Source organism: Faecalibacterium sp. I4-3-84 (assembly GCF_023347255.1).
GTDB classification, from domain to species: Bacteria; Bacillota; Clostridia; order Oscillospirales; family Ruminococcaceae; genus Faecalibacterium; species Faecalibacterium taiwanense.
The window spans coordinates 508,094-533,800 of the sequence record NZ_CP094466.1 but is presented as its reverse complement, the minus strand read 5'-3'; the positions used below and the strand labels follow the sequence as shown (position 1 = coordinate 533,800).

The window sequence follows — 25,707 nt, the reverse complement described above, 5'->3', positions numbered from 1 at the left end:
GTACCATTTTTGCGGGTTTTATTATCCTATCCGGGAGGTGATACCCATAGCCATTTACCATTGGAACATCGGCATTGTGAGCCGAGGAAAAGGCAAATCAGCCGTTGCCGCAGCCGCCTACCGAAGCGGCGAAAAGCTGACAAACGAGTGGGACGGAATGACCCACGACTACACCCGCAAAGGCGGCGTTGTCCATACCGAAATCATGCTGCCGCCCCACGCGCCACCCTCATTCTCTGACCGTTCAACCTTGTGGAACAGCGTGGAACTTTACGAGAAAGCCGGGAACGCCCAGCTTGCCAGAGAGATTGACGCGGCACTCCCCATAGAATTATCCAGAGAGGAACAGATCCGGCTTGTCCGGGAATACTGTTCCTCTCAATTTGTTTCCAGAGGAATGTGCGTGGATTTTGCCATTCACGACACCGACAGCGGCAATCCCCATTGTCATATCATGCTGACTATGCGCCCCCTTGACGAGCGCGGCACATGGGCGGCGAAATCCAAAAAGGAATATGACCTTGATAAAAACGGCGAGCGTATTCGCTTGCCAAGCGGCAGATACAAGACGCACAAAATTGACCTTACAGGCTGGAACGACAAGGACAACACCCTCTTGTGGCGCAAGGCGTGGGCTGACTATACCAACGACTTTTTGGAGAGGAACGGAAGCCCGGAGCGTATCGACCACCGCAGCAACGCCGAGCGCGGCATAGACGAGATACCCACCGTCCACATGGGCGTGGCGGCTTGCCAGATGGAGAAGAAAGGCATCGCCACCGAGAAAGGCGAACTGAACCGAAATATCCAAAAGGCAAACCGCCTTATCCGGGAAATCCGGGCGCAGATTGGGAAACTCAAGGAATGGATTGCCGACCTGTTCAAAGCGCGGGAAACCGCCCCAAAACAGCCGCCGCAATCTCCCAACCTTGCAAATCTGTTGATGAAGTATTTGAGCGTTCAGAGAGAAAAGAGCCGGAAGTATTCGCAGCGTTGGCAACAACAGCACACAGCCGATGAACTGAAAACCATAGCGGCAGCGGTCAACTATCTTTCCGAGCATGGTATCTCTAATCTTGACGAGCTGGACGCTTCTCTTTCCTCTGTCAGCGATAAAGCCTATTCAATCCGGGAGGGAATGAAAACCGCCGAGGAACGCATGAAGAAGCTGCAAAAACTCATGGAGTACGGCAGAAATTATCAAACCTACAAGCCCATACAGGACGAGTATCGGCAAATCCGCTGGAAAGGAAAACAGGAAAAGTTTGCGGAAGCCCGCCGCGCCGAGCTTACCCTATGGGACGCGGCAAACCGCTATCTCCATGCCCATTTGCCGGAGGGCATGAAAACCCTGCCGATCTCCGCGTGGGAGAAAGAATATACCGCCCTTAAAGCACAGCGGGAAGCGGAATATGACACGCTGAAAAAGACCCGCGCCGAGGTTGCCGAGCTTCAAAAAATCCGCAGGTGCGTGGATATTGCACTCCACGCCGACCAACCGGAGCAGACGCAGAGCCGCACCAAGCGGCATGAACAGGAGCGATAAGGAAAAGGACGGACAAGCGGTTTTGCCTGTCCGTCCTATGTCTTGTTTGAGAAATGTATTTTATCTGCCTTTTGGCACATCGGTAGATTTTGTTTTCAATATAAGATACGCAACCATCGCACCGATAATTATGCCGATAAAGTTACAAATCAAATCATCCACATCAAAGCTTCTGCCAAAAAACAGTTGTGCTACTTCAAAACAAATCGGTACTATAATAGCAGCCAAGACAATCCTTTTTCTGCTCTTTAATTCTGTAATGAGCGGAAGAAAAAAACCAAATGGAACAAACATCGCAATATTGCCAATCAGCATTGTTTTGACCCAACTTCCCAATGAGAGTTCTCCGGTCAAACATATTATAACGGAAGGAACAAGATTCACACCGCCAAGTTGGAATACTTGCCCCATTTCACTCCACCAACCAAAAAATATTCCGTCGTAGAATTCTAACCAGAAGTTTGCAGGTAGGACAACAAGGCTTATAAGTCCGGTCAAATAGCAAGCAAAAATAACTTGTAATATCTCCAGCTTCCACTTAATTTGAAGCTTCCTTTTCTTCAAAAAGGCAAAACGAATTGCGAAAAATGCAATGCCTACAATACAAGCTATCGGGAGGGCTTGCAGAAAGTAGCCAAGAATGGTTCCGCTATTCATTTCCATCCGAAAGTAATTATATATATTTAATAGCATTGCTTGACCTCCTACAAATTCAACATTGTTGTTTTCATTATACTTAAAAACCATGAACAATTCAACCACAGAAAGCGAGGTATCAGTCATGTACTACACCCAAGAACAGATAGACCGCGCCAACCAAGCCGACCTTGTTTCTTTCCTGCAATCACAGGGAGAGCAGCTTACCCGCGCCGGAAATGAATACCGCTGGAAGCGGCACGACAGCCTGACCGTCCGGGGAAACAAATGGTACAGGCACAGCCAGAGCAAGGGCGGCGCACCCATTGATTTTGTCATGGAGTTTTACGGAAAGAGCTTTACCGAAGCCGTTGAACTTCTCACAGGCGAGAAAGGAGCCGCACCGCCGCCGGACAGACCTTGCCCCGCGTCCTTTTCTGACTTCCGACTGCCGCCCCGCAGCCCCGACAACCGCACAGCGAGGAACTATCTCACAGCAGCCCGCCGCATTGATGAAGATGTGACGGGCTTTTTCTTTTCCACCGGGGATATTTACGAGGAAGCCGCCCACCATAACGCCGTATTCGTCGGCAGAGATGAAAGCGGCGTACCGCGATACGCCCACCAGCGCGGCACAACCGGGAGCTTCCGGCTTGATGTGAAAGGCAGCGACAAAGCCTTTAACTTCTGTTACCGGGGCGAGGGCGAAAGATTGTTTGTCTTTGAAGCCCCGATAGACCTCTTATCTTTCCTCTGTCTGTTCAAAAAGGATTGGCAAAAGCAAAGCTATCTGGCGTTGGGCGGCGTGGGCGAGAAAGCCCTGCTCCGCTTTCTCTCTGACCGTCCGAACATCAAGACCGTTTACCTCTGCCTTGACAGCGACAACGCCGGAAACGATGCTTGCAGCCGCCTTGCAGAGCTTATGCCGGAGGGCTTGACCGTCCACCGCCTTGTGCCGCTTTACAAGGACTGGAACGAGGTATTGCAGCACCGGGCGGAAATCACAGACGGGAAGTATTTGCGGGAAGCAGTCTACGGCTTGAAAGAGCCAACCCAGGAAGAAACCGTTGAGATTATCCGCATGAGCGAGGTTGACACCCAGACCGTTGAATGGCTATGGGAGCCGTATATCCCCTTTGGGAAAGTAACCATTGTGCAAGGCAATCCCGGCGAGGGCAAGACCACTTTTGCCCTACGCCTTGCCGCCGCCTGCACCACCGGGGGAACGCTGCCGGGAATGAAGCCCTTGCCGCCATTCCAAGTGATTTACCAGACCGCCGAGGACGGTTTGGGCGATACCGTCAAGCCCCGCTTGATAGAAGCCGCCGCAGACCTTGACCGGGTGCTTGTGATTGATGAAGCCAAGCGGGAACTTACCCTATCTGACGAGCGCATAGAGAAAGCAATCGTACAGAACGGGGCGCGGCTGATTATCCTTGACCCCATACAGGCGTACATGGGCGAAAAAACCGACATGAACCGGGCAAACGAAGTGCGCCCCATGTTCCGCCGCCTTGCCGATGTTGCCGAGCGTACCGGGTGCGCCGTTATCCTTATCGGACATCTCAACAAAGCTGCCGGAGGGCAGAGCGCATACCGGGGATTAGGTTCTATCGACTTCCGCGCCGCAGCAAGGAGCGTCCTGCTGATCGGGCGCGTGAAGCGAGAACCGAATGTGCGCGTTATCGTCCATGACAAATCTTCCCTTGCGCCGGAGGGCAAGCCCATAGCCTTTTGCCTTGACCCGGAAACGGGCTTTTCGTGGATAGGCGAATACGACATCACCGCCGACGAGCTGCTGTCCGGCGCGGGTGGGAACACCGCCACCAAGACCGAACAGGCTGAACGGCTGATACTTGACCTGTTGGCAGACGGGAAAGAGCTTGCCAGCGAGGACATTGTAAAAGCCGCAGCCGAAGCCGGAATATCCGAAAGGACGGTACAGAACGCCAAGCGCAACATGGGCGGCATTTTAGGCGCAAGGCGTGTCGGCGGTCAATGGTACAACTTCATCAAGAAGAAGCCACCCGAACCCGCAAGCTGAAAGTGCAAAACGCAGACCCTTTGCACTTTGCACTTTCGCACTTTCACTATACCGACCACCGCCCCATGTGCTGACCGCATGGGGCTTTATCTTTGAAAGGAGAGCCTATGAGCAACGAAACCAACACCCGCACCGCCACCCCTACCGCTTCCCCTCTGACCGCACAAGGTACACAGCAGCCCGTTATGGTAAAGAGGATTGGAAAGACAACCTATCGTGTCAAGCTGCATTTCAGCGAAACGAGCAAGGAAACGATGACCGATAAGATTAAGCGGCTTATTTTGAATGATTGTGCAAAAGAGTTTGAACAAAGCGAAAAAATTTCTTAAACACCCTTGACAAAGCGTATCAGAGGATACCCTGCTGTCCGCAATGGAAACGGCAGGCAACAAAGAATTTGAAAAAGACACCGAGAAAAAGGGGCTGGGAACCCCTGCAACGCGCGCTGCGATTCTGGAAAAGCTGGTATCTTCCGGCTATGTACAGCGCAAGGGCAAGCAGATGATTCCCACGGAGGACGGTGTGGCCGCGATCTACAATATCCCGGACTACCTGAAATCTGCCAGCATGACAGCCGAGTGGGAAAATGACCTGCTGCGGATGGAACGCGGCGAGATCAAGCCCCATGATTTTATGCGGGGCATCCACGGACTGCTCGATAAGATGCTGGCTGACCTGCGGCAGATTCCTACTGTGGCGGCGGTTCCCTATTATAATAAGGTAAGCGTGGGAAGCTGCCCGGTCTGCGGAAACCCTGTGCATGAAAGCAAACTCAGCTTTTGTTGTGCAGACCGCAGCTGCAAATTTGCTCTCTGGAAAGAAAGCAGATACTTGTCCAACATGAGAAAAACGCTGGACAAGAAGATGGCGGTAGACCTTTTGAAGAAAGGCCGCACCCATGTAAAAGACTTTTATTCCGCGAAAAAAGATAAGACATTCGCCGCTGACCTTGTGATGCGCGTCGAAGAGGGTCGCGCACAGTACAGTCTGGAATTTCCCAAAACACCGATGAAAACGAAAACGTAAAGGAGGTTTGACCCTTGCCACAGATTAACGATATTCGAGAATTGGCGCAGCAGAACGCCCGGTATGTCAGTAACTCGCCACAGGACTGGATGAGTTATCTGGATGTGGCGGCGCGGCTGTACCGCTATTCGTTTACCGATGCGCTCCTGATCCACGCGCAGCGGCCCGATGCAACCGCCTGCGCAGAACTGGAACTCTGGAATCAGAAAATGAGCCGATGGGTCAACCGTGGCGCAAAGGGCATCGCGCTTCTGGATGATACCGGACCGCGTACCAAGCTACGGTATGTGTTCGATATTGCTGACACCCATCTGGTGCGCGGCGGCAGAACACCGCTCTTATGGAATCTGGACAGCCACGAGCATGAGCAGGCTATTTTAGACCATCTGGCAGATACCTATGGTTTATCCCAGACAGACAGCATGAACGCTGCTCTGCTGGAACTGGCACAGCAGTTGACCGCCGACAATCTGGATGAAGCGATGGATGGTTTGGCCTATGAGGTGGCAGATACTTTTCTGGAAGAACTGGACGAAGATAACATCCGCGTCCGTTTCCGGGAACTGATGACCAACAGTATCTTCTATACGCTTTCCCGCCGCTGCGGGCAGGAGCCTATGGATATACTGGACGATGATGACTTTATCCGCATCGTGGATTTCAACAAGCTGCCGGTGCTGTCGTTCCTTGGCAACGCGGTTTCCGAACAGTGCGAAGCGGTTCTTTTTGACATTGGCCGTGAGATGCGGAAAATTTACAAAAAAGAAATCACGCAGCAGCTTGAAAAATCTGTTGACAGCTTGTATAATACAAATGCAAACTTTAACACATTAAAGCGTGAAACCGCAGATACCACGACCAAAGGAGGACAAGAAAATGGAGTTGACGTATCATCGCAAGGGAGATTACCTGTTCCCGAATCTGGCCGTGAAGGACGAGCCGCAGATCATCGGGAAGTACGGGATGCTGCGCAGGACGTACCTGAAAGAGAACCGCAAGAACTGGTATCAGAGTATGCTGATGAGCGGCAGACTGAACCAGCATCTGGCGCAGATCGAGGAAGCAGCGGAGAGTCGGGTGGAAACCCTGCTGGACAGCCTGAACGAGAAGTTTCCGGCACCGAGCAAGGAGAAGGACCCGCTGGCATGGGCGGCACATCAGAACAGCCTGACGGCGATGGCAGAAGAGATCGTCTTGAAGGAATTGGTGTACAATTAACTGAACCGACAACGGAACAAGATTTGAGCGAAGCAGAGGAAGAAATTGCCTCTGCTTTTTCTTTGCTTGATTTGCCGACCGTGGAACAGCAGATCCGCGCCATCGAAGAACCGATCCGGGCGCGGTATGCGGACGAGATTGCGCTTGATCCCGAAGTGGTCGATGAAATTCTGCGCACGGGCAGCAACCGTAGCAAGGGTCAGCTGCGTCTGATCTACAATTTCATGGTCGAGAAAACCCCGGAAGAATACACGGAGTTCGTGAAAAACGAATATGGTACGGGCGGCAAAGGCTTTGAAATTGATGGCGCAAAATATGCAGTCTGGTTCGATGATTTAGGGCTGCGTATTGCAGTAGGCAGCACGGCAAAGGGTGGCACGATTGCCAATGCGTTTTTATCCTGGGAGGATGTGAGCAATCGTATCCATGAACTGCTCCGGCAGGGCGAGTATGCGCCGCAGGCGGTTCTGGACGCTGCGCGGCAGAACGCCTTACAGGAACACGCGCAGACGTTGGCTTATATGGAACGTGATTTGGCCGATGGCGTTGCCGAAGCAGTGTTTCAGGATGCAGAAATCTTCAGAGGTGGTTTCCCGGAATTGACGGACAGGCTGGCGGGCTTGCTGGATGATACGGATTTTCTGACTGACCTCAACGAGAGATTGTCTGCGTTGGGGGAAGCCTATCTGTGCCAGCATTTCGCGTTTTGCCCGGAACTTTTCGGATTGCATGACACAGATTGCAGCTTTGAAAACCATGCATCCTGCACATCCCATCGGTGTGTACTTTGAAACAGAGAATATCTATACGCTGAATCCAAGCAGTCAATACAGTCTTGACATTCAGGCTCTTTTGGCAGACTGGGAATCGGGCAATAAGAGTCGCCGCATGATCCTTTCGTATGACCAGCGTATTATGACAGGTCAGTACCCGGTGGCTGACCTGATGGGGTATCGGCATACGAAGGATGGACAGCTTGTGGTTGAGCCGGAAGAAGCAAAGACGGTACGTTTTATCTTTCTGGCATTTATTCAGGGCTATGATTACGAACAGATTGCAATGATCCTGACACAGAAGAAGCGTAGCACCCTGCGCGGCAGGCAGGAGTGGAATGGCATGATGGTGGCTAACATCATGAAAAACGAACGTCGCTGGGGTGATCTGGAAGCTCGGAAGAGCATTGTGGTGGACTACAAGTTGGGCAAGGTCACAAAGAATAACGGAAATCGCTGCTCTGCCTACGTTCCAGAACATCACGAAGCGATTGTTTCACCGGGAATTGCACGGGCTGCACATCTTGTGGCATCCAGCAAAAAGAAGTGCGGGGTGCAGGATATTGTAGTAATCCAGCAGGGAGCATTGAAAGGATTCGTGGGCATCCATCCGAACTGGAGTGGCATCAGTGTTGATAGTATTCACAGTCTTTGTCTGAGGGCCTATCTTCCGGAAGAGGTGGCGAAACTGAATGATATAGCAGAGATGAGGGCTGGAACAAAGCTGGAAAAGCCCCTTCGATCGGAATATCTGACGATTTCAGGCACTTGCTTTATCAATCAAAGCAGCCCGGTCATAACAATCTCAAAAAATGGAATCCGTTTCAGCAAAGCGTGTCATACCCGCTTGGACGACTGCGAGCATGTGGAACTGCTCTATCATCCGATTCTGCAAGTCGTAATCCTGCGAAAAAGTAATCGTGATGCTTCAACAGCGATACATTGGGAAAATAAGGATAAGATTTGCAGCAGCTTTTCATCCAAGGCATTTTCAGGGGTGATATTTGAAGCAATGAACTGGAAGTGGAGTTGTCGTTACCAGTGTCGTGGTATCTGCCGTGGAGAGGAAAATGCAAAGTTCCTAATTTTTGAATTGGATGAGTCCCGGATTTTGATTAGAAAAAATAAGTATGAACAGATTGAGGATCGTTCGATGAATCTGAAATGTCGGCTGTATCGGAGCAAGTGGGTTCAGAGCATTACAGTTAGTGATGTGATGGAATCCGGCCAAGTCGTAGAAAACCCCATGATTGGTGCAATTCCAAGCAGAAATGAAGTTCAACGTGAACTGGATGACCTTTTAATGTCGATGTAGGAGGATTTGTGAAATGGAAGAAAAAGGTAGGGAGCAGGAACTGAGCGTTCGGGAAATCTCCTTGATTCGTGAGTTGACGCAGATACGAAAAGAACATAAAAGAGAACTGGAGTACGAAAAATTTGATGGTTATGAGCTGCCGCCGCGTACACAATTTTCCATGCTGAATAAGCCAGCAGTGAGCATAAAGTATGGCGTTATGAAATTTAATATGGCCTGCATTCGGCTTTTTGAAGGAATCAAGTATGTTCTTCCGATTCTGCACCCAAACAAGAAGCGGCTTGCGCTGATTATGTGCCCGGAAGAGGACAGCGCATCTGTTGAATGGGCACGGCAGAAGGATGAAAACTGGGTAAATAAGGATATTACCTCTTTGGAATTTGTGGAAAATATCTTCAAACTCATGAACTGGAATCGAGAATGTCGTTATAAAGTGCTTGGACGGGTGGCTAATTCAGATCAGGGCCTTTGTATGTTGTTCGATTTGGAAGAAGCAATCATGTTCACACCGAAGCCACAGGAATATACGGACCCGCTTACTGGCGAAATGAAGAAAAAACAGATAAAGTTCTTCCCGGATGTCTATAAGGATCGGATTGGGAAATCTTATAATGATTACATCGCTGGTCATCAGATGAACTTATTCGAGGATTTTATCGGGTATCAGGGCTCTGCTGTATTGGATGAGCCTGAACAGAAAACAGATACTATTTCAGTACCGATACTGCAATGTGAAGAACCTGAAAATATACCTTTACCAGATTTGCAGGAACAGCCTGAAAATGTACAACGACCGGGCAGTGAGGTTGTTGAGAAAGGAATGCTGACATGAGTTCTGGACGAATTATGAATCTGCTGGTGACGATTCCGGCAGAAAGCCGAAGAATGAATGTGGGAAAGGATGTTATTCGTGTTCTTGGGAGTCCGACCTATATTTGTGTTTTGCAGAGGAAAGATCGGAAGTCTATTGCGATTACTCCGTGCACCGCTGAACATCCCATGTCCTTTAAGGTTCCAGACAGGCTGTTGACCGATGGACAGTGCCGAATGATGATTAACGGAATACAGTTCATTCAGGCGTTGCTGGAGGCAAATGAACTAGCTGTAGGAAAGGATCATCAGTTTAAGGGGAGATATGAAGCTGAGAAAAACGCAGTTATCATTTCACTTGAAAAAGATGAACGGGAATGGTAGTCAAGGCGGGAAGAATCTTGAATATAGGTGTTGCTCTATTGAAATATTATGCTGACTTGAATTTAAACCAGAGCGGGCAATATGGACAAATCTATGCTGAAAAGTTTACATCTGCCAGCTTGATATGCAAAGTGTTTTATGGTAAGATGAAAGCACAATGGGGGAAGTATACTCTCCTCTTGAATCTGCTGTAAGGAAGTGAATGCCGATGGAAAATCAGCTTGCTCATGCGATAACGCAGACGGAATATGATTCGAGCTATGATAAGGCTGCCAAGAAGCTGCTTGCCAACAAACAGATTCTGGCACAGATTATGAAGAACTGTGTGAATGAGTACAGTGCCTGTTCCGTAGACGAAATTGCAGAGAAGTATATCGAAGGAACGCCGGAAGTGGGCACGGTTGGCGTTCATGTTGATGATACAAACAGACCCAAGAAAACGGCTGGCGTAATTACCGGAAGCAATAATGAGGATTCTACGCTGACGGAGGGAACCATCAATTATGATGTTCGGTTCGATGCAATCGCACCAGCGTCAGAAGGTTCTACTGCACAGAAAGATGTGATACGTCTTATTATTAATGTGGAGGCGCAGACTGCTTTTAATCCGGGATACCCTTTGACAAAGCGGGCAATCTATTATTGCAGCAGGATGATCTCCGCACAGCATGGTCCGATATTCACGAACTCGGAGTATGGGAAAATCCGAAAAGTGTACTCTATCTGGGTTTGTACACACCCAACCAAGGAGTTCCAAAACACTCTGATTCGTTATTCTATCCGACCAGAGCAGTTGATTGGAAACGCTGTTGAAAAATCGGAAAACTACGATTTGATGAGTGTTGTAACGATTTGTCTTGGAGAACCGGGTACGGAGAACTATACAGGTATTGTGAAATTTATGGATGTGTTGCTCTCTTCTTCCAGAGCAGCTACTGAGAAAAAGAAAATTCTTGAAGAAGAATTTGGCGTTGCAATGAACGAAGAACTGGAAAGGGAGGTGCTTGTTATGTGCAACCTTAGTCAGGGCGTAAAGGCCGAAGGTATCAACATTGGTGAGATGCGGATGCTGGTTAAACAGGTGAGAAAAGGCCGTGTGACAATTGAAGAAGCAGCGGAAGATGCTGGAATGACAGTAGAGGAATTTAAGAAAGTGATGGAAAACACCCCGCTGCAGGCGGTCTAAGAAAAACATATAAAGTAAACTGTTAAGCCCTACAAGGCTCAGATCGGTTCGATACCGACTGAAAGCCTTGTAGGGCTTATTTTTTTTCCGTTTTTTCAATTTTATTTGTGAAAAATGTTGTCCAAGACTTGACATCGGCCGGCATCGACTGGCAGCGCGAGAAATGGCAATCGGGACTTGGTTCTAAGTTTATTCACCAAGGCGAAAAAAATGCTGTGAAATATGCGGACGAGGTCATTGTTCTGAGCAAAGGCTTGCAGGATTATAAATAAATTTCTATATGCCGGTTCCCTGTAAGCATCGGGTTCTGCGCGCTCCTTTGGAACAGCAGGTACGTATTGAGGACAGCCATGCCGCCATTGTGACCCCGGAGGAATTTGAACAGGCACAAAAGGTTATTATGCTGCAGCATGGGAATCATCAGGCCGGGAAATACACAAAACACCAGTATCCGCTGAAAGGCAAGGTCTATTGCGGTTATTGCCAGAAACTGATGAAATACCGTGTTCTCAAGAAACTTGGACCCTCGTTTAACTGCAGATTCTCAGCCGCAGCGGTGGACAGTCCCTGCAAGCGAATCCCGATCTCTGAGGAGATTCTGGAACATATCGTCCGAAATGCACTGACAGCGCAGATAAAACAGGCGGAGCATATACTGGAAGTCCTGCTCGAACGGGAACGCAAAGCCTTGATCCGCTTCTCTGCACTGGAACGGCAGGAAGAAAAGCTTAGCGCAGAAAAGGCAGAGATCGTAAAACAGCGCGTTGCACTGTATGAGCAATACGCCGACGGGAATATGAGTAAGGAAGAATTCATCCGGCAGAGAGATGCCTACAGAGTGCAGGAAGGTGAAAAGATGGAGTAGATTCAAAGGCTGCGTACCGAGAAAAATCAAGCTTTCCAGCCTGTGAAGAAGGATACGGATAATTTGCAAGCCGTGATGAATACTGTGGGAGAAGCAGGCGATGTGATGCACCTGTCACAGAATGTGGTGGAAACCTTTATTGACCGCATTGAGGTTTTCAACGATAAGCGCGTGAAAATTCATTTTACATTTGAAGATGTGCTAAAAAGTTACGAAACAGGGTGAGAAATGATATTTGCGTTTTTGAAAGGTTCATGCTACAATAACTATAGAAGGGAGTGTGGAGGAAATGGTTCTCCAGTACTATGTAGTAGAAAATACGACCGGAAAACAAATTGAAATCGATATTGAATCGGCAACTAACGAAGACCTGACCTCTACAAAGGAAAAGTGGCAATCTGATTGGACGAGTGAATTTATCCGCGACCCAAAGCTAGAGAAGTATGCGGCGAAAACAGATGCTGGCGAAATTGTAGCATTGGGTGCATATCGAGAAGATGATCATGGGATATCGGTTTTTATCGCTAATATTGAAGCACATCCTGAGAGTAATCCGACAATTAGCACAGTGCGGAAATACGCAGGCATTGGCCGAATGATGATTGCTTATGGTATTCAATTGTCAATTGATAGTGGGCATGGCGGCATTGTTACCTTTGAAGCAAAAACAGATGAACTGTATGATCACTACATCAAAGATTTTCATGCAGTTCCGATTTTTCAGCCACATTCGGGAGGCCCAAAGCTGCTTATGCTAGCTGATGAAGGCGCACAAGAAATTTTCAGTACCTACTTATCTTAAAGATTGGAGGGTTCAGTATGAAAGATCAAGAACTTGAACTGCAGGTTGCTCCTATGAGCAATGATACAATGGAATATTTGAATGTTTTATTTGGCGTATGCAAACGCTTTAAAACAGATTATTACCATGCAACACCGAAGCAGCGTGAATTTATTGATGCAGTGGCTACGCACGAGTACCAGCTGATGAAAGCCCATGAGAAAGGACTGAGCCGTGCTTCTGTTCCTCCTTTTATGGGAATGAAGCGGAGTGAACGTAGTAACAATATGCCTGCTTGATAGTAAGAGAATAAGCTAACATAATAACTGCTCGCATAAACCACAGACAGCACCCAAGATGATTCGAGGGTGCGTCTGCGGCTTATCCTGCACATCCCATCGGTGTGTACTTTGAAACAGAGAATATCTACACGCTGAATCCAAGTAGCCAATACAGCCTTGACATTCAGGCGCTTCTGGCGGACTGGGAATCGGGCAATAAGAGCCGCCGCATGATCCTTTCGTATGACCAGCGCATTATGACAGGCCAGTACCCGGTGGCCGACCTGATGGGGTATCGGCATACCAAAGATGGACAGTTGGTAATTGAGCCGGAAGAAGCAAAGACGGTGCGCTTTATCTTTCTGGCGTTTATCTATGGTTATAACTGCGATCAAATTGCGGCAGTGCTGACGCAGAAGAAGCGTAGCACCCTGCGTGGCAAGCAGGAGTGGAATGGCATGATGGTGGCAAACATCATGAAAAATGAACGCCGCTGGGGTGATCTGGAAGCCCGGAAGAGCATCGTGGTGGACTACAAGCTGGGCAAGGTTACAAAGAATAATGGGAATCGCTGCTCTGCCTATGTTCCGGAACACCATGAAGCAATCGTTTCGCCGGAAATTGCACGGGCTGCACATCTGGTGGCATCCAGCAGGAAGAAGTGCGGTGTGCAGGATATTGTGGTGATCCAGCAGGGAACATTGAAAGGCTTTGTTGGCATCCATCCGAATTGGAGCGGCATCAGTGTTGAAAGCATCCGCAGCCTTTGCCTGAGCACCTATCTGCCGGAAGAGGTGATGAAACTGAACGATATAGCAGAGATGAGGGCTGGGGCAACACTGGGAACGGCACTTCAATCTGAATTCGGCTTTTTGAAGGAATCAAGTATGTCCTTCCGATTTTGCACCCCAATAAGAAGAGGCTTGCGTTGATTATGTGCCCGGAAGAGGACAGTGCATCTGTTGAATGGGCAAGACAGAAGGACGAAAACTGGGTGAATAAGGATATTACATCATTGGAATTTGTGGAAAATATCTTCAGGCTCATGAACTGGAATCGGGAATGCCGTTATAAAGTGCTTGGACGGGTGGCTAATTCAGATCAGGGTCTTTGTATGTTGTTTGATTTGGAAGAAGCAATCATGTTCACCCCGAAGCCACAGGAATATACAGATCCGCTTACTGGTGAAATGAAGAAAAAGCAGATGAAATTCTTCCCGGATGCCTATAAGAACCGTATCGGAAAATCTTATAATGACTATATTGCAGACCATCAGATGAACATGTTTGAAGACTTCATTGGGTATCAGAGTTCTACTGTATTGGATGAGCCCGAACGGGAAGCAGGCACTACTTCAATACCGATTCCGCAACGTGAAGAATCTGAAAATATACCTTTGCCAGATTTACCGGGACAGCTTGAAAACGTACAACAATCGGGCAATGAGATTGCTAAGAGAGGAATGCCGACTTGAATTCTGGGCGAGTTATGAACCTGCGAGTGACAATTCCGGCGGAAAGCCGGAGAATGAATGTTGGGAAAGATGTTATCCGTATTCTTGGAAGTCCGGCCTATATCTGCGTTTTGCAGAGGAAAGATCGGAAGTCTATTGCAATCACGCCGTGTGCTGCGGAGCATCCCATGTCCTTTAAGGTCCCGGACAGGCTGCTGACCGATGGGCAGTGTCGGATGATGATTAACGGAATACAGTTCATTCAGGTGTTGCTGGAAGCAAATGGTCTGGCGGCAGGAAAAGACCATCAGTTTAAAGGACGGTATGATGCCGAGAAAAATGCAGTTATCATTTCGCTTGAAAAAGATGAACAAGGTGCCCTCTCGCCTCAAAAGTGTACAACTTGACATCACGTCCATTTGGTCGTATAATACGTCCAAATGGACGTGATGAAGGGAGCTAATACTATGAGTGCCGGAATTTTAGATGGCTTTCAAACGATAATTCCAACGGCAGCGGCTGTCTTATCGGAAAAACGACAAATATTAAGGCTGACGCAACAAGAGGTTGCTGATCGCGCAAAAATAACATTACGTCAATATCAAAGGCTGGAATCTGGGGAAAGAAACATTTTGACTTCTTCTTTTGGCTTGGCGTGTCGAGTAATTGAAGCTCTTGATATGGATGTTTCTAAATTCTATCATGGTGACTATTACCTTGAAGAAGAAGTGAAGACAATGAGAGGCAAAGGGATTGCCAGCAGAAAAAAGTCATCGATTTAAAGGACGACATGATGCCAAGAAAGAGCAATATGGACAAATCTATGTTGAAAAGTTTACATCTGCCAGCTTGATATGCAAGGCGTTTTATGGTAAGATGAAAGCATAATAGGGAGATTATGAAGCTCGGAGAGAGGCGACGAGGCCGATGGAAGATAACAGGATGGTTAGTTTCTCACTGGGAGGAATGGCCTTTGAATACGATGATAATAAAAATCAGATAAATATTAAAAAACACGGAATTTCATTTAAGAGTGCGGCGCGTATCTTCTTTGACTATGACCGAATCGAGTTTTATGATGAGGATCATAGTTATGACGAAGATCGATATAACACCATAGGCGATACTTCTGCTGGACGGATTTCTCAAAAAGCAGAGAGTGCATTGATTGGCAATATAGACCAGTTCATCGGAAAGGTGAATGAAATACTATTTGTTGTATATACTGAACGAGTAAGAATTGAAGAAAGCGGTACAAAAACAGATGTGACAAGATTGATTTCGGCACGAATGGCTACCGAATTTGAAAGGGGGCTTTATTATGGTAAAAACGAGTGAAATGTCTATGGAACTGAAACAGGAACTTGCATTTACAAAAGAAGAACTCGCAGAACTGGAAGCGGCAAAGAAAATGCCAATCACGTTTGATGCGGATTGCCCTGAAACCACACCTGAGCGGGCGGTTAAATTTAGAAGAGTTAATCCGCCGCGTAACAGAATGGATGCCCATGGAGCATAATCACAATCAAGAAAAGAACGTATAGAGCGCAAGTAAGCCCTACAAGGCTCAGATCGGTTCGGAACCGACTGAAACCCTTGTAGGGCTTATTTTTTTGTAAATTTTTTTGTTCCTTACTTGACAACCGCATAGGGTCAACCAAGAAATACCACGATAACTAAAGGGTTTTGACGGCTTGAGTTGTCCTTCAAATGTTTTATTTGTTGAAAAACTGCAAGAAGCGTGAAATCCTGAGGGCTATATGTAGGTGGCTTTTGGAAGCTCTGTTTTGACCCACAAAAAGGAGCAACAAATAAAGATTGAAGGAGAGTTCAAGCCTACGGTGGATTGCCTTTGTGCGACCCGCCGTAGGCTTATTGCTGTTTTATAAAGAGAAAAGTGAGGAGAAAAATATGAAAAAATACAAAATTGCAGTGGCTGGAACTGGGGCTAGAGATATAATAGGGTCAACCAAGAAAACCTACGATAACTAAAGGGTTTTGACGGCTTGAGTTGTCCTTCAAATGTTTTATTTGTTGAAAAACTGCAAGAAGCGGAAAATCCTGGGGGTTATATGTAGGAGGCTACAGTAAAAAAGGAACTTCTTGACGTTGGCAAGCAAATCGTAAAAAGCAATCAGGGAAATGAAATTCCTATGTACGATACCAGACTGAGAAATAAAATTTTCAGGAAGTATAAGGCGAGCGGCTGTGCTGGTGTAGAAGCAATTTTTGAGCGGGATCGGCGGAACCAGAAGTTCATAGGGGGAATGTATGACCGCATTTGCGGAATGTTCTGCCGGAAAACACGGTAAAGCTGCGGCTTTCGGTCAAAATACACACATTTCCGTGCATCAGCGGCAAATGTTTGTTAAACTATTATCTATCTTGCGACCTTGCAATGTGCACGGTTTTTGTTTATAATAGTAGAGTAACGGGGCAAGACCCCCGAATGCGAGCGAAACTCTAGTTCAGAAATTAAAACTTGAGAGGAGTTTATTACCATGGGTTTAGGTAAGAAGACGATCGACGATCAGAACTACTGCGGCAAGAAGGTGCTTGTCCGTTGCGATTTCAACGTCCCGATGAAGGACGGCGTGATCACCAACGAGAACCGCATCAATGCAGCTCTGCCCACCATCCAGAAGCTGGTCAACGATGGCGCAAAGGTCATCCTGTGCAGCCATCTGGGCAAGCCCAAGAACGGCCCCGAGGCAAAGTTCAGCCTGGCACCCGTTGCTGTGGCTCTGAGCGCAAAGCTGGGCAAGACCGTTGTGTTTGCAGATGACGACAATGTTGTCGGCGAGAACGCAAAGGCTGCTGTTGCTGCCATGAACAACGGCGATGTCGTTCTGCTGCAGAACACCCGTTTCCGCAAGGAAGAGACCAAGAACATGCCCGAGTTCAGCGAAGAGCTGGCTTCTCTGGCTGATGCATATGTTGACGATGCATTCGGCAGCTGCCACCGTGCACACTGCTCCACTGCAGGTGTCACCGACTTCATCAAGGATACCGCTGTCGGCTATCTGATGGAGAAGGAGATCAAGTATCTGGGCAACGCTGTGAACGATCCCGTTCGTCCCTTCACCGCTATTCTGGGCGGCGCAAAGGTCGCAGACAAGCTGAATGTTATCTCCAATCTGCTGGAGAAGGTCGATACCCTGATCATCGGCGGTGGCATGGCTTACACCTTCGTCAAGGCTCAGGGCTACGAGGTCGGCAAGAGCCTGTGCGACGATTCCAAGCTGGATTACTGCAAGGAAATGATGGCCAAGGCTCAGGAGAAGGGCGTGAAGCTGCTGCTGCCCGTTGATGCTGTCTGCATCAAGGACTTCCCTGATCCCATCGACGCTCCCGTCGAGACCACGGTTGTTCCTGTCACCGCGATCCCGGCTGACATGGAAGGCTGCGACATCGGCCCTGAGACCATGAAGCTGTTTGCTGACGCCGTCAAGGCATCCAAGACCGTTGTCTGGAACGGCCCCATGGGTGTGTTCGAGAACCCCACTCTGGCAGCCGGCACTCTGGCAGTTGCAAAGGCTATGGCTGAGAGCGATGCTACCACCGTGATCGGCGGCGGCGACAGCGCAGCAGCTGTGCAGCAGATGGGTCTGGGCGACAAGATGACCCACATCTCCACCGGCGGCGGCGCTTCTCTGGAGTATCTGGAGGGCAAGGAGTTGCCCGGCATCGCAGTTATTCAGAACGCATAATCTGATCCCGGCATCATAATGGGTGCGGCGGCTTTAGCGCCGCCGCATCTTTTTGTTTGTGCAGAGCTTTCTGCACGATAGAAGGTAAATAAAGGAGATAGAGTATCATGGATAAGGCAAAGCGTAAGGCTATCATTGCAGGCAACTGGAAGATGAACAAGACTGCCTCCGAGGCTGCTGTTCTGGTGGACGAGCTGGTCCCCGCCGTGCAGGACGCAGGCTGCGAGGTAGTCATCTGCACCCCGTATACCGATCTGGTCACCGCTGTGGAAAAGACCAAGGGCACCAACATCCATGTGGGTGCTGAGAATGTTCACTTCGAGAAGTCCGGCGCTTTTACCGGCGAGATCAGCGCTGACATGCTGGTGGATCTGGGCGTGGAGTACGTCATTGTGGGCCACTCTGAGCGCCGCCAGTACTTCGCCGAGACCGACCAGACCGTGAACAAGCGCGCTCTGGCTGCTCTGAATGCCGGTCTGAAGGTCATCATCTGCGTGGGCGAGAGCCTGCAGCAGCGCGAAGAGGGCGTGACCGAAGAGCTGGTGCGTATGCAGACCAAGATCGCTCTGCGTGATGTGACCGCTGAGCAGATGGCAAATGTCGTGATCGCTTACGAGCCCATCTGGGCCATCGGCACCGGCAAGACCGCTACCGCCGATCAGGCTGAGGAAGTCTGCGGCCAGATCCGCAAGGTGATCGGCGAGGTGTACGGCGAGGCAGTTGCCGAGGCTACTACTGTCCAGTACGGCGGCAGCATGAATGCCAAGAACTGCGAGGAACTGCTGAGCAAAAAGGATGTGGACGGCGGCCTGATCGGCGGCGCATCCCTGAAGGCTCCCGACTTTGCAGTGATCGTCAATGCAGCCACCAAGGGCTGATCGACGGTTTAAATCAGCTGTTTCAGCGCCCGGCTGCGCCGCATTTCCAGCGCTGTGCCGGGCGCTGATTTGTTAAATTCAAAGGAGATTCAATTTTATGGCAAAGAAACCTGTTCTTCTGTGCATCATGGATGGCTTCGGCTGGGTGCCGGAGGAGACCTTCGGCAACGCCGTGGTCGCCGCAAAGAAACCCCACCTCGATGCTCTGATGGCAAAATATCCCATGACCACCATCGACGCTTCCGGTATGGCCGTCGGTCTGCCCGAGGGCCAGATGGGCAACTCTGAGGTTGGCCACACCAACATGGGCGCTGGCCGAATCGTGTACCAGCAGCTCACCCTCATTACCAAGTCCATCAAGGACGGCGAGATGCTCCAGAACCCGGTTCTGGTCAAGAACATGAAGACTGCCATCGATGCCGGCAAGGCCATCCATCTGATGGGTCTGGTGGGCACCGGCGGTGTGCACAGCCACGCAGACCACTGGTTCGGCGTGCTGGAAATGGCAAAACATCTGGGTGCAAAGAACGTTTACCTGCACTGCATCACCGATGGCCGTGATACCGACCCGCACTCCGGCAAGGGCTTCCTGGCCGACCTGCAGGCCAAGCTGGACGAGCTGGGCATCGGCAAGATCGCCAGCGTCTCCGGCCGTTACTACGCCATGGATCGCGATAACAACTGGGATCGTGAAGAAAAGGCATATGCTGCCTTTGTCTACGGCGAGGGCAATCATGCCGCCAACGCTGCCGAGGCCATCGAGGCATCCTATGCAGCAGACAAGACTGATGAGTTCGTTCTGCCCTGCGTCACATGTGAGGGTGGCCGCGTGCAGGACGGCGACACTGTGATCTTCATGAACTTCCGTCCCGACCGTGCCCGCCAGATGACCCGTATCTTCTGCGACGATGCGTTCACCGGCTTTGAGCGCCGCGGCGGCCGCAAGCAGGTGAACTATGTCTGCATGGCTGAATACGATGCCACCATGCCCAACTGCGAGGTCGCCTATCCGCCTGTGGAGCTGAAGAACGTTCTGGGCCAGTACCTGTCCGAGAATGGCAAGACTCAGCTGCGCATTGCCGAGACCGAGAAGTACGCTCATGTCACCTTCTTCTTCAACGGCGGCGTGGAGGCTCCCTACGAGGGCGAGGACCGCTGCGTGATCCCCAGCCCGAAGGTCGCCACCTATGACCTGAAGCCCGAGATGAGCGCCCCCGAGGTTGCTGCCGAGTGCGTCAAGCGCATCGAGAGCGGCAAGTACGATGTGGTGATCCTGAACTTCGCAAACTGTGATATGGTCGGCCACACCGGCGTGTTCGATGCTGCGGTCAAGGCCGTTGAGGCCGTGGATACCGCTGTGGATCAGGTGGTGTCCGCTGTGCTGAAGGCCGGCGGCTGCGCCTTCATCACCGCCGACCACGGCAACGCTGAGAAGATGATGAACCCGGACGGCACCCCCTTCACCGCACACACCACCAACGTGGTGCCCTTTGTGGCTGTTGGCTGCGGCGATGTGAAGCTGCGTGAGGGCGGCTGCCTTGCTGATATCGCTCCCACCATGCTGCCGTATATCGGTCTGCCCGTGCCTGCTGAAATGACCGGCAAGAGCATCATCGTGGAGTAACTGACCATTAAAATAGCCGACGCGTTCGCTTTGGCTATGAATAGCGGAATTGTTATTCTTATATTTACAGCTCTGGAAAATCTGCGGATTTTCCAGAGCTGTTTTTTCACGTGAAAAGCCGATAAGATAAACTGCGTTTTTGGGCTTCGACCCCATTCTAAATCAAAAACTTTTCTTTTTTCCCCATCCGTGCTACAATAAAAATGAATTTTTGATTGTAGGAGAAGCGGATGGAAACAACGCATAAACAAATCGTTCTGGGCATCCTTGCCCATGTGGACTCCGGCAAGACCACCCTTTCGGAAGCCATGCTCTACCGCTCCGGTACGATCCGCAAGCTGGGCCGCGTGGATCACAAGGATGCCTTTCTGGATACCGACACGCTTGAAAAAGCGCGCGGCATCACCATCTTTTCCAAGCAGGCCCTGTTGACGGTGGGCGATACGGATATCACATTGCTGGATACCCCCGGCCATGTGGATTTTTCCACCGAGACAGAGCGCACCCTGCAGGTGCTGGACTATGCTGTGCTGGTGGTAAGCGGCACCGACGGCGTGCAGAGCCACACCGAGACGCTCTGGCGGCTGCTGCGGCGCTACCATGTGCCCACCTTTGTGTTCGTGAACAAGATGGACCTGCCCGGCAAGAGCAGGGAAGAGCTGCTCGCCCAGCTGAACCACCGTCTGGGCGAGGGCTTTGTGGCCTTTGATGCGCCGCAGGCCGACCGGGACGAAGCACTGGCCCTGTGTGACGAAAACCTGATGGACCGGATGCTGGATGCCGGGCAGTTGACCGATGCGGACCTCATCCCGGCCGTTGCACGCCGGCATGTGTTCCCGTGCTGGTTCGGTTCGGCGCTGCGGCGTACCGAAAATGATGCACTGGAAAGCGTGGACGCTCTGATGGACGGCATCGACCGCTATACCCGTCCGGCTCCCGCGCTGGATGCCTTTGGTGCCAAGGTGTTTAAGGTGTCGCAGGATGAGCAGGGCACGCGCCTGACATGGCTGCGCGTGACTGGCGGCGAACTGAAGGTAAAGGCCCAGCTCTCCGGCGAAGCAGATGGTGAGCCGTGGGAGGAAAAGGCAAACCAGCTGCGGCTGTACTCCGGCGTAAAGTATACGCTGGCGGAAGCCATCGGCCCGGGGCAGGTGTGCGCCGTCACCGGCCTGACCAAGGCGCGCCCGGGCGAGGGCCTTGGCGCGGAACGCGACAGCGATGTGCCGGTTCTGGAACCGGTGCTGAGCTATCAGGTGCTGCTGCCGGAGGGGGCTGATGTGCACGCGGCACTGGGCAAGCTGCACCGGCTGGAAGAAGAGGAGCCGCAGCTCCATGTGGTATGGAACGAGACTTTGGGCGAGATCCATGTGCAGCTCATGGGCGAGGTGCAGCTGGAAGTGCTGCGCAGTTTGCTGGCAGAGCGTTTTGGCCTGAACGTGGAGTTCGGCCCCGGCGGCATTCTGTACAAGGAGACCATCACGGAGCCTATGGAGGGCGTGGGCCACTACGAGCCGCTGCGCCACTATGCGGAGGTGCATGTCAAGCTGGAGCCCCTGCCCCGCGGCAGCGGGATGCAGTTTGCCGCCGACTGCCGGGAAGAAGTGCTGGACAAGAACTGGCAGCGCCTTGTGCTGACCCATCTGGAAGAAAAGCAGCACCTTGGCGTGCTGACCGGTGCGCCGCTGACGGACGTGAAAATCACCCTCATTGCGGGCCGCGCCCATCTTAAACACACGGAGGGCGGAGATTTCCGGCAGGCCACCTATCGCGCGGTGCGGCAGGGCCTGATGCTGGCCAAAAGCCAGCTGCTGGAGCCATGGTATGCCTTTCGGCTGGAAGTGCCGGTGGAGAACCTTGGCCGTGCCATGACCGATATCCAGCGCATGGAGGGCAGCTTTGACCCGCCAGAAAGCGGGGAAGAGGCTGCTGTGCTCACCGGTTTTGCACCGGTGGCCACCATGCGCAGCTACCCCATGGAGGTGGTGGGCTATACCCGGGGCCGGGGACACCTGACCCTGACGCTGGACGGCTACCGGCCCTGCCACAATGCGGCGGAGATCATTAAAGCCGTGGGCTACGAGCCGGAGCACGACCTTGACAACCCGGCAGATTCAGTGTTCTGTGCCCATGGCGCGGGCTTTGTGGTGCCTTGGGATCAGGTGCGCAGCCACATGCATGTGGACAGCGGCTGGGGAAAAAGCAAAAGCCCGGAGCAGGAGACGCAGGCCGTGCCCCAGCGCCGGACAGCGGCTTACCGCGCAACACTGGAAGAGGATGCCGAGCTGCTCAAAATCTTCGAGCGCACCTATGGCCCCATCAAACGGGACCCGCTGGCGGCATTCCGCCCGGTGCAAAAGCGGGAACACCCGGATTTTGATGCCCAGCAGTGGGAAATCCTGCCCGAATATCTGCTGGTGGACGGCTACAATATCATCTTTGCGTGGGATGAGCTGAACGCCCTTGCAAAGGACAGTCTGGAAGCGGCCCGCCACAAGCTGATGGATATTCTGTGCAACTATCAGGGCTACCAGAAGTGCAATCTTATTCTTGTATTCGATGCCTATCGTGTGCCGGGCAGCCCCGGCAGCATTGAGCAGTACCATAATATCCATGTGGTCTACACCAAGGAAGCCGAAACCGCCGATATGTTCATCGAGCACGTTACTCATGAGATCGGCAAGGGGCGGCGGGTGCGTGTGGCTACTTCCGACGGCATGGAGCAGATCATCATTCTGGGCCACGGCGCGCTGCGTGTCTCCGCCCGCATGTTCCATGAGGAAGTGCAGAATGTGGAAAAGCAGATCCGCAAACTGGTGCAGGGGGAAGCATAAAATGTCAACCGAGATCACATCCGAATTTGTCTGGCACAGCATCCCGCCGCGCCCGCGCGACAGCCACAAGGGTAGCTTTGGCACCGTGTTGGCTGTGGCAGGCAGCGCATATTACCGAGGTGCGGCCCTGCTGGCTACCGAGGGTGCGCTGCGCACCGGTGCGGGAATTGTAACGCTGGCCAGCGTGGAGCCGGTATTGGCAGCTGCGGTGGCCCGCCTGCCGGAATGCTGCCTGTGTCCCTGCGTGGCGGGGGCCGAAGGCGGCATCTCGCCGGAGAGCATTCCACAGCTCCAGCGCCAGAAGGCGACGGTGCTGCTGCTGGGCCCGGGCCTTGGCAGTACAGCCCAGAGCACAGGCCGCGCGGCTGAAACACGCACGCTGGTGCAGAAGCTGCTGCCCGGCTTTGCAGGCAGCGCGGTGCTGGATGCGGACGGCCTGAACGCCGCCGCGCAGCTGCTGGCCGAGGGCAAAACGCTGCCACACCCGGCGGGAGAGCTGATCGTGACCCCGCACCCCGGCGAGATGGCCCGACTTACCGGGCTTTCGGCGGCTGAGATCAACGCAGACCGGGAAGAAATCGCCCGGCAGTATGCGAAAAAATGGAACGCTGTGGTGGTACTCAAGGGCTGCTGTACCGTGGTGGCTGCACCAGATGGCCGCGTGTGTACAAACCCTACCGGAAACCCAGGTCTTGCCCGGGGCGGCAGCGGAGATGTACTGGCCGGTATGACGGCGGCCCTGCTGGCCTGCGGCCTGCCTGCATACGAAGCTGCGGCCTGCGCGGTGTATCTGCACGGTGCCGCTGCCGACCGTGCCGCTGCTGCGCTTGGCGAGTACGGAATGCTGCCGCATGATATCTTGTCCCAGCTGGGCCGGATATTTGCGGAAAACCACAGATAAAAAGAAAAGGGGTGTCTCTCTGTCTGCCGGAGAGACACCCCTTTTAACATTACATCACATCGCTAGCACTTCGGCCCACTTTTCCTCGGCTACCGGGATGCCAAGCTCCATGTTCTCCTTGCGGCTGCGGTGCTCGCCCATGCCGGGGCAGCGCACCTCACGGCCCGGCTCTGCAGGCTCACTGGATGCCACATCGGCGGCAATGGCATCAATGACGGCATCGGTGAGGTCGGCGGACTGGAACTTTGCCGGATCAATGGCGATCATGATCTGGGTCAGGCCTACTTCATCGCCAAAGGTGCCGATCGTTGCCACCGAGTTTGCGCCCGTCAGGATAGTACCGATCATATCCAGCAGGATGGAAAGACCGCTGCCCTTCCAGTAGCCAATGGGGATCATGCGGCGGGTCTCTTCAATGGCAGCGGGGTCGGTGGTCAGGCTGCCGTCTGCATCGTAGCCGCCTACCACAGGCAGCTGTTTGCCGGCCAGACGCATCGTTTCCAGCTTGCCGTAGCTGAACTGGCTCAGGGCACAATCCACCATGATGTGCTCCCCGTTCGAGCGCGGCACGGCCAGAATGAGCGGGTTGTTGCCGATATGGTTGTCCTTTGCGCCCCATGCAGGCATGTTGGGGCAGGTGTTGGACCAGCAGATGCCAATGCAGCCCGCGTCTGCGGCCTGCCAGCCGTAGGTGCCGCCGCGCATCCAGTGGTTGTTGTTGCCCAGCGCCACCATGCCAATGCCGAACTGATGTGCCAGCTCTACGGCACGGTCCATGGCGTGCTTGGCGTTCAGAGGGCCAAAGCCGCGCTTGCCGTCCCAGCGCTCCATGGCACCAAAGCTGGCAATGCACTCGGCCTCAGCGGCGGGATCAATCTCGCCCTTGCGCAGGTATTCCACCACGCGGGGGAAGCGGTTCAGCCCGTGGCTGAACACGCCGGCCAGACTGTTCTGGGCAAAGATCTCGGCCGCTTCATGGGCACGCTTTGGGCTGAAACCGTATTTGGTCAGGACCCGCTCAAATTCGGCCAGCATCGTCTCGTAAGCAATGCGCATGGATTGTACCTCCTGTATGTAAAAAGTAATAAACAGATCGTTACACTTATTATAACAAGCGGCGGCGCGGTGCGCAAGATGTGCGGCCGGCATCAGTGCAGGCGGTGAAAGGAGTACACGAGCACACACCGACAGCTATGTGAAAAAACAAATGAATATACGAACTTCATAATTTTTAAGATTTATTTTGTGAAAAAGTCATATTGAAAAACGAAAAGATGATTGATATACTAATACCACAATATCCAGTTGGACATGTTACTGGTAATGCAGGCAGGATCTGATGGAATGACGAATACCTTTTCTTTTGGGTGAATTGTAGCCAGATACTATGATTCCGGGAGAAATTGTACACGGGGTCATTCTGTTGGGTCTTTTTTCTTTTGTCC

26 protein-coding genes are annotated in these 25,707 nt (G+C 51.8%); 24 read left to right on the top strand and 2 right to left on the bottom strand.

Annotated features, from left to right (window positions below; genetic code table 11):
• Positions 1–76 precede the first annotated feature (76 nt).
• Positions 77–1,546: a MobQ family relaxase gene (mobQ, locus tag MTP41_RS02580; protein ID WP_442900330.1), complete on the top strand. Its 1,470-nt coding sequence runs from the start codon at positions 77–79 to the stop codon at positions 1,544–1,546.
• Between the two features lie 60 nt (positions 1,547–1,606).
• Here the strand turns inward: mobQ and MTP41_RS02575 are convergent, their stop codons facing one another.
• Entirely contained in the window at positions 1,607–2,329 is a 723-nt protein-coding gene (locus MTP41_RS02575; RefSeq protein WP_249236129.1) for a VanZ family protein, read from the bottom strand.
• Here MTP41_RS02575 and MTP41_RS02570 point away from each other — a divergent pair.
• From MTP41_RS02570 to MTP41_RS02450, 23 genes are all read left to right on the top strand, one after another.
• Entirely contained in the window at positions 2,328–4,226 is a 1,899-nt protein-coding gene (locus tag MTP41_RS02570) for an AAA family ATPase (protein ID WP_249236128.1), read from the top strand. The genes MTP41_RS02575 and MTP41_RS02570 overlap by 2 nt on opposite strands.
• Before the next feature lie 107 nt (positions 4,227–4,333).
• Positions 4,334–4,555 (top strand): transposon-encoded TnpW family protein, encoded by a 222-nt coding sequence (locus tag MTP41_RS02565; protein WP_097777333.1) that lies wholly within the window; start codon positions 4,334–4,336, stop codon positions 4,553–4,555.
• A 43-nt stretch (positions 4,556–4,598) separates the two neighbouring features.
• A complete protein-coding gene (locus tag MTP41_RS02560) occupies positions 4,599–5,252 on the top strand; it encodes a DNA topoisomerase (RefSeq protein WP_249236127.1) in 654 nt (217 codons plus the stop codon).
• A 14-nt stretch (positions 5,253–5,266) separates the two neighbouring features.
• Positions 5,267–7,261: a hypothetical protein gene (locus tag MTP41_RS15690; protein ID WP_442900329.1), complete on the top strand. Its 1,995-nt coding sequence runs from the start codon at positions 5,267–5,269 to the stop codon at positions 7,259–7,261.
• Positions 7,200–8,558 carry a recombinase family protein gene (locus MTP41_RS02545; protein WP_249236125.1) on the top strand — a complete coding sequence of 453 codons (1,359 nt, stop codon included), beginning with the start codon at positions 7,200–7,202 and terminating at the stop codon, positions 8,556–8,558. The genes MTP41_RS15690 and MTP41_RS02545 overlap by 62 nt, the downstream gene beginning before the upstream one ends.
• Before the next feature lie 13 nt (positions 8,559–8,571).
• On the top strand, positions 8,572–9,390 hold the full coding sequence (locus MTP41_RS02540) for a hypothetical protein (RefSeq protein ID WP_249236124.1): 819 nt from the start codon (positions 8,572–8,574) through the stop codon (positions 9,388–9,390).
• Positions 9,387–9,752: a hypothetical protein gene (locus tag MTP41_RS02535; protein ID WP_044953340.1), complete on the top strand. Its 366-nt coding sequence runs from the start codon at positions 9,387–9,389 to the stop codon at positions 9,750–9,752. The genes MTP41_RS02540 and MTP41_RS02535 overlap by 4 nt, the downstream gene beginning before the upstream one ends.
• A gap of 208 nt (positions 9,753–9,960) precedes the next feature.
• The gene (locus tag MTP41_RS02530; protein WP_249236123.1) at positions 9,961–10,938 is read left to right on the top strand and encodes an Rpn family recombination-promoting nuclease/putative transposase; all 978 of its coding nucleotides are present in this window, start codon (positions 9,961–9,963) and stop codon (positions 10,936–10,938) included.
• Between the two features lie 319 nt (positions 10,939–11,257).
• Entirely contained in the window at positions 11,258–11,803 is a 546-nt protein-coding gene (locus MTP41_RS02520) for a zinc ribbon domain-containing protein (RefSeq protein ID WP_249236122.1), read from the top strand.
• 63 nt (positions 11,804–11,866) lie between these two features.
• Positions 11,867–12,028 carry a hypothetical protein gene (locus MTP41_RS02515; protein ID WP_249236121.1) on the top strand — a complete coding sequence of 54 codons (162 nt, stop codon included), beginning with the start codon at positions 11,867–11,869 and terminating at the stop codon, positions 12,026–12,028.
• Between the two features lie 55 nt (positions 12,029–12,083).
• Entirely contained in the window at positions 12,084–12,605 is a 522-nt protein-coding gene (locus tag MTP41_RS02510; protein ID WP_249236120.1) for a hypothetical protein, read from the top strand.
• Between the two features lie 17 nt (positions 12,606–12,622).
• Positions 12,623–12,883: a hypothetical protein gene (locus MTP41_RS02505; protein WP_097777541.1), complete on the top strand. Its 261-nt coding sequence runs from the start codon at positions 12,623–12,625 to the stop codon at positions 12,881–12,883.
• Positions 12,884–13,095: 212 nt separating this feature from the next.
• Positions 13,096–13,797, top strand: a complete 702-nt coding sequence (locus MTP41_RS02500) for a recombinase family protein (protein ID WP_249236119.1) — start codon at positions 13,096–13,098, stop codon at positions 13,795–13,797.
• Between the two features lie 2 nt (positions 13,798–13,799).
• Complete coding sequence (locus MTP41_RS02495; RefSeq protein WP_249236118.1) at positions 13,800–14,339, top strand: hypothetical protein; 540 nt, start codon at positions 13,800–13,802, stop codon at positions 14,337–14,339.
• A gap of 53 nt (positions 14,340–14,392) precedes the next feature.
• Positions 14,393–14,725 (top strand): hypothetical protein, encoded by a 333-nt coding sequence (locus tag MTP41_RS02490; protein ID WP_249236117.1) that lies wholly within the window; start codon positions 14,393–14,395, stop codon positions 14,723–14,725.
• Positions 14,726–14,785: 60 nt separating this feature from the next.
• A complete protein-coding gene (locus MTP41_RS02485) occupies positions 14,786–15,100 on the top strand; it encodes a helix-turn-helix domain-containing protein (protein ID WP_097777543.1) in 315 nt (104 codons plus the stop codon).
• Between the two features lie 145 nt (positions 15,101–15,245).
• A complete protein-coding gene (locus MTP41_RS02480; protein WP_242959256.1) occupies positions 15,246–15,656 on the top strand; it encodes a BrnT family toxin in 411 nt (136 codons plus the stop codon).
• Positions 15,640–15,837: a hypothetical protein gene (locus tag MTP41_RS02475; protein WP_097777544.1), complete on the top strand. Its 198-nt coding sequence runs from the start codon at positions 15,640–15,642 to the stop codon at positions 15,835–15,837. The genes MTP41_RS02480 and MTP41_RS02475 overlap by 17 nt, the downstream gene beginning before the upstream one ends.
• 982 nt (positions 15,838–16,819) lie before the next feature.
• Positions 16,820–18,028: a phosphoglycerate kinase gene (locus MTP41_RS02470; RefSeq protein WP_005945608.1), complete on the top strand. Its 1,209-nt coding sequence runs from the start codon at positions 16,820–16,822 to the stop codon at positions 18,026–18,028.
• 107 nt (positions 18,029–18,135) lie between these two features.
• On the top strand, positions 18,136–18,906 hold the full coding sequence (gene tpiA / locus MTP41_RS02465) for a triose-phosphate isomerase (RefSeq protein WP_005945612.1): 771 nt from the start codon (positions 18,136–18,138) through the stop codon (positions 18,904–18,906).
• A gap of 97 nt (positions 18,907–19,003) precedes the next feature.
• Positions 19,004–20,530: a 2,3-bisphosphoglycerate-independent phosphoglycerate mutase gene (gene gpmI / locus MTP41_RS02460; RefSeq protein ID WP_097777545.1), complete on the top strand. Its 1,527-nt coding sequence runs from the start codon at positions 19,004–19,006 to the stop codon at positions 20,528–20,530.
• A gap of 230 nt (positions 20,531–20,760) precedes the next feature.
• Positions 20,761–23,361 (top strand): translation factor GTPase family protein, encoded by a 2,601-nt coding sequence (locus MTP41_RS02455; RefSeq protein WP_249236116.1) that lies wholly within the window; start codon positions 20,761–20,763, stop codon positions 23,359–23,361.
• 1 nt (position 23,362) lies between these two features.
• Positions 23,363–24,262, top strand: coding sequence for an NAD(P)H-hydrate dehydratase (locus MTP41_RS02450; RefSeq protein WP_249236115.1), 900 nt, complete (start codon positions 23,363–23,365; stop codon positions 24,260–24,262).
• 54 nt (positions 24,263–24,316) lie between these two features.
• Here the strand turns inward: MTP41_RS02450 and yiaK are convergent, their stop codons facing one another.
• On the bottom strand, positions 24,317–25,318 hold the full coding sequence (gene yiaK / locus MTP41_RS02445; protein ID WP_097777548.1) for a 3-dehydro-L-gulonate 2-dehydrogenase: 1,002 nt from the start codon (positions 25,316–25,318) through the stop codon (positions 24,317–24,319).
• Positions 25,319–25,707: the final 389 nt, after the last annotated feature.

Bases quoted from the DNA above. Each gene is read 5' to 3' on its own strand.
- MTP41_RS02570 (WP_249236128.1), top strand. From the start codon at position 2,328: ATGTACTACACCCAAGAACAGATAGACCGCGCCAACCAAGCCGACCTT.
- MTP41_RS02575 (WP_249236129.1), bottom strand. From the start codon at position 2,329: ATGACTGATACCTCGCTTTCTGTGGTTGAATTGTTCATGGTTTTTAAG.
- MTP41_RS02565 (WP_097777333.1), top strand. From the start codon at position 4,334: ATGAGCAACGAAACCAACACCCGCACCGCCACCCCTACCGCTTCCCCT.
- MTP41_RS02560 (WP_249236127.1), top strand. From the start codon at position 4,599: ATGGAAACGGCAGGCAACAAAGAATTTGAAAAAGACACCGAGAAAAAG.
- MTP41_RS02545 (WP_249236125.1), top strand. From the start codon at position 7,200: ATGACACAGATTGCAGCTTTGAAAACCATGCATCCTGCACATCCCATC.
- MTP41_RS02540 (WP_249236124.1), top strand. From the start codon at position 8,572: ATGGAAGAAAAAGGTAGGGAGCAGGAACTGAGCGTTCGGGAAATCTCC.
- MTP41_RS02535 (WP_044953340.1), top strand. From the start codon at position 9,387: ATGAGTTCTGGACGAATTATGAATCTGCTGGTGACGATTCCGGCAGAA.
- MTP41_RS02530 (WP_249236123.1), top strand. From the start codon at position 9,961: ATGGAAAATCAGCTTGCTCATGCGATAACGCAGACGGAATATGATTCG.
- MTP41_RS02505 (WP_097777541.1), top strand. From the start codon at position 12,623: ATGAAAGATCAAGAACTTGAACTGCAGGTTGCTCCTATGAGCAATGAT.
- MTP41_RS02500 (WP_249236119.1), top strand. From the start codon at position 13,096: ATGATCCTTTCGTATGACCAGCGCATTATGACAGGCCAGTACCCGGTG.
- MTP41_RS02495 (WP_249236118.1), top strand. From the start codon at position 13,800: ATGTGCCCGGAAGAGGACAGTGCATCTGTTGAATGGGCAAGACAGAAG.
- MTP41_RS02490 (WP_249236117.1), top strand. From the start codon at position 14,393: ATGAATGTTGGGAAAGATGTTATCCGTATTCTTGGAAGTCCGGCCTAT.
- MTP41_RS02485 (WP_097777543.1), top strand. From the start codon at position 14,786: ATGAGTGCCGGAATTTTAGATGGCTTTCAAACGATAATTCCAACGGCA.
- MTP41_RS02480 (WP_242959256.1), top strand. From the start codon at position 15,246: ATGGAAGATAACAGGATGGTTAGTTTCTCACTGGGAGGAATGGCCTTT.
- MTP41_RS02475 (WP_097777544.1), top strand. From the start codon at position 15,640: ATGGTAAAAACGAGTGAAATGTCTATGGAACTGAAACAGGAACTTGCA.
- MTP41_RS02470 (WP_005945608.1), top strand. From the start codon at position 16,820: ATGGGTTTAGGTAAGAAGACGATCGACGATCAGAACTACTGCGGCAAG.
- tpiA (WP_005945612.1), top strand. From the start codon at position 18,136: ATGGATAAGGCAAAGCGTAAGGCTATCATTGCAGGCAACTGGAAGATG.
- gpmI (WP_097777545.1), top strand. From the start codon at position 19,004: ATGGCAAAGAAACCTGTTCTTCTGTGCATCATGGATGGCTTCGGCTGG.
- MTP41_RS02455 (WP_249236116.1), top strand. From the start codon at position 20,761: ATGGAAACAACGCATAAACAAATCGTTCTGGGCATCCTTGCCCATGTG.
- MTP41_RS02450 (WP_249236115.1), top strand. From the start codon at position 23,363: ATGTCAACCGAGATCACATCCGAATTTGTCTGGCACAGCATCCCGCCG.
- yiaK (WP_097777548.1), bottom strand. From the start codon at position 25,318: ATGCGCATTGCTTACGAGACGATGCTGGCCGAATTTGAGCGGGTCCTG.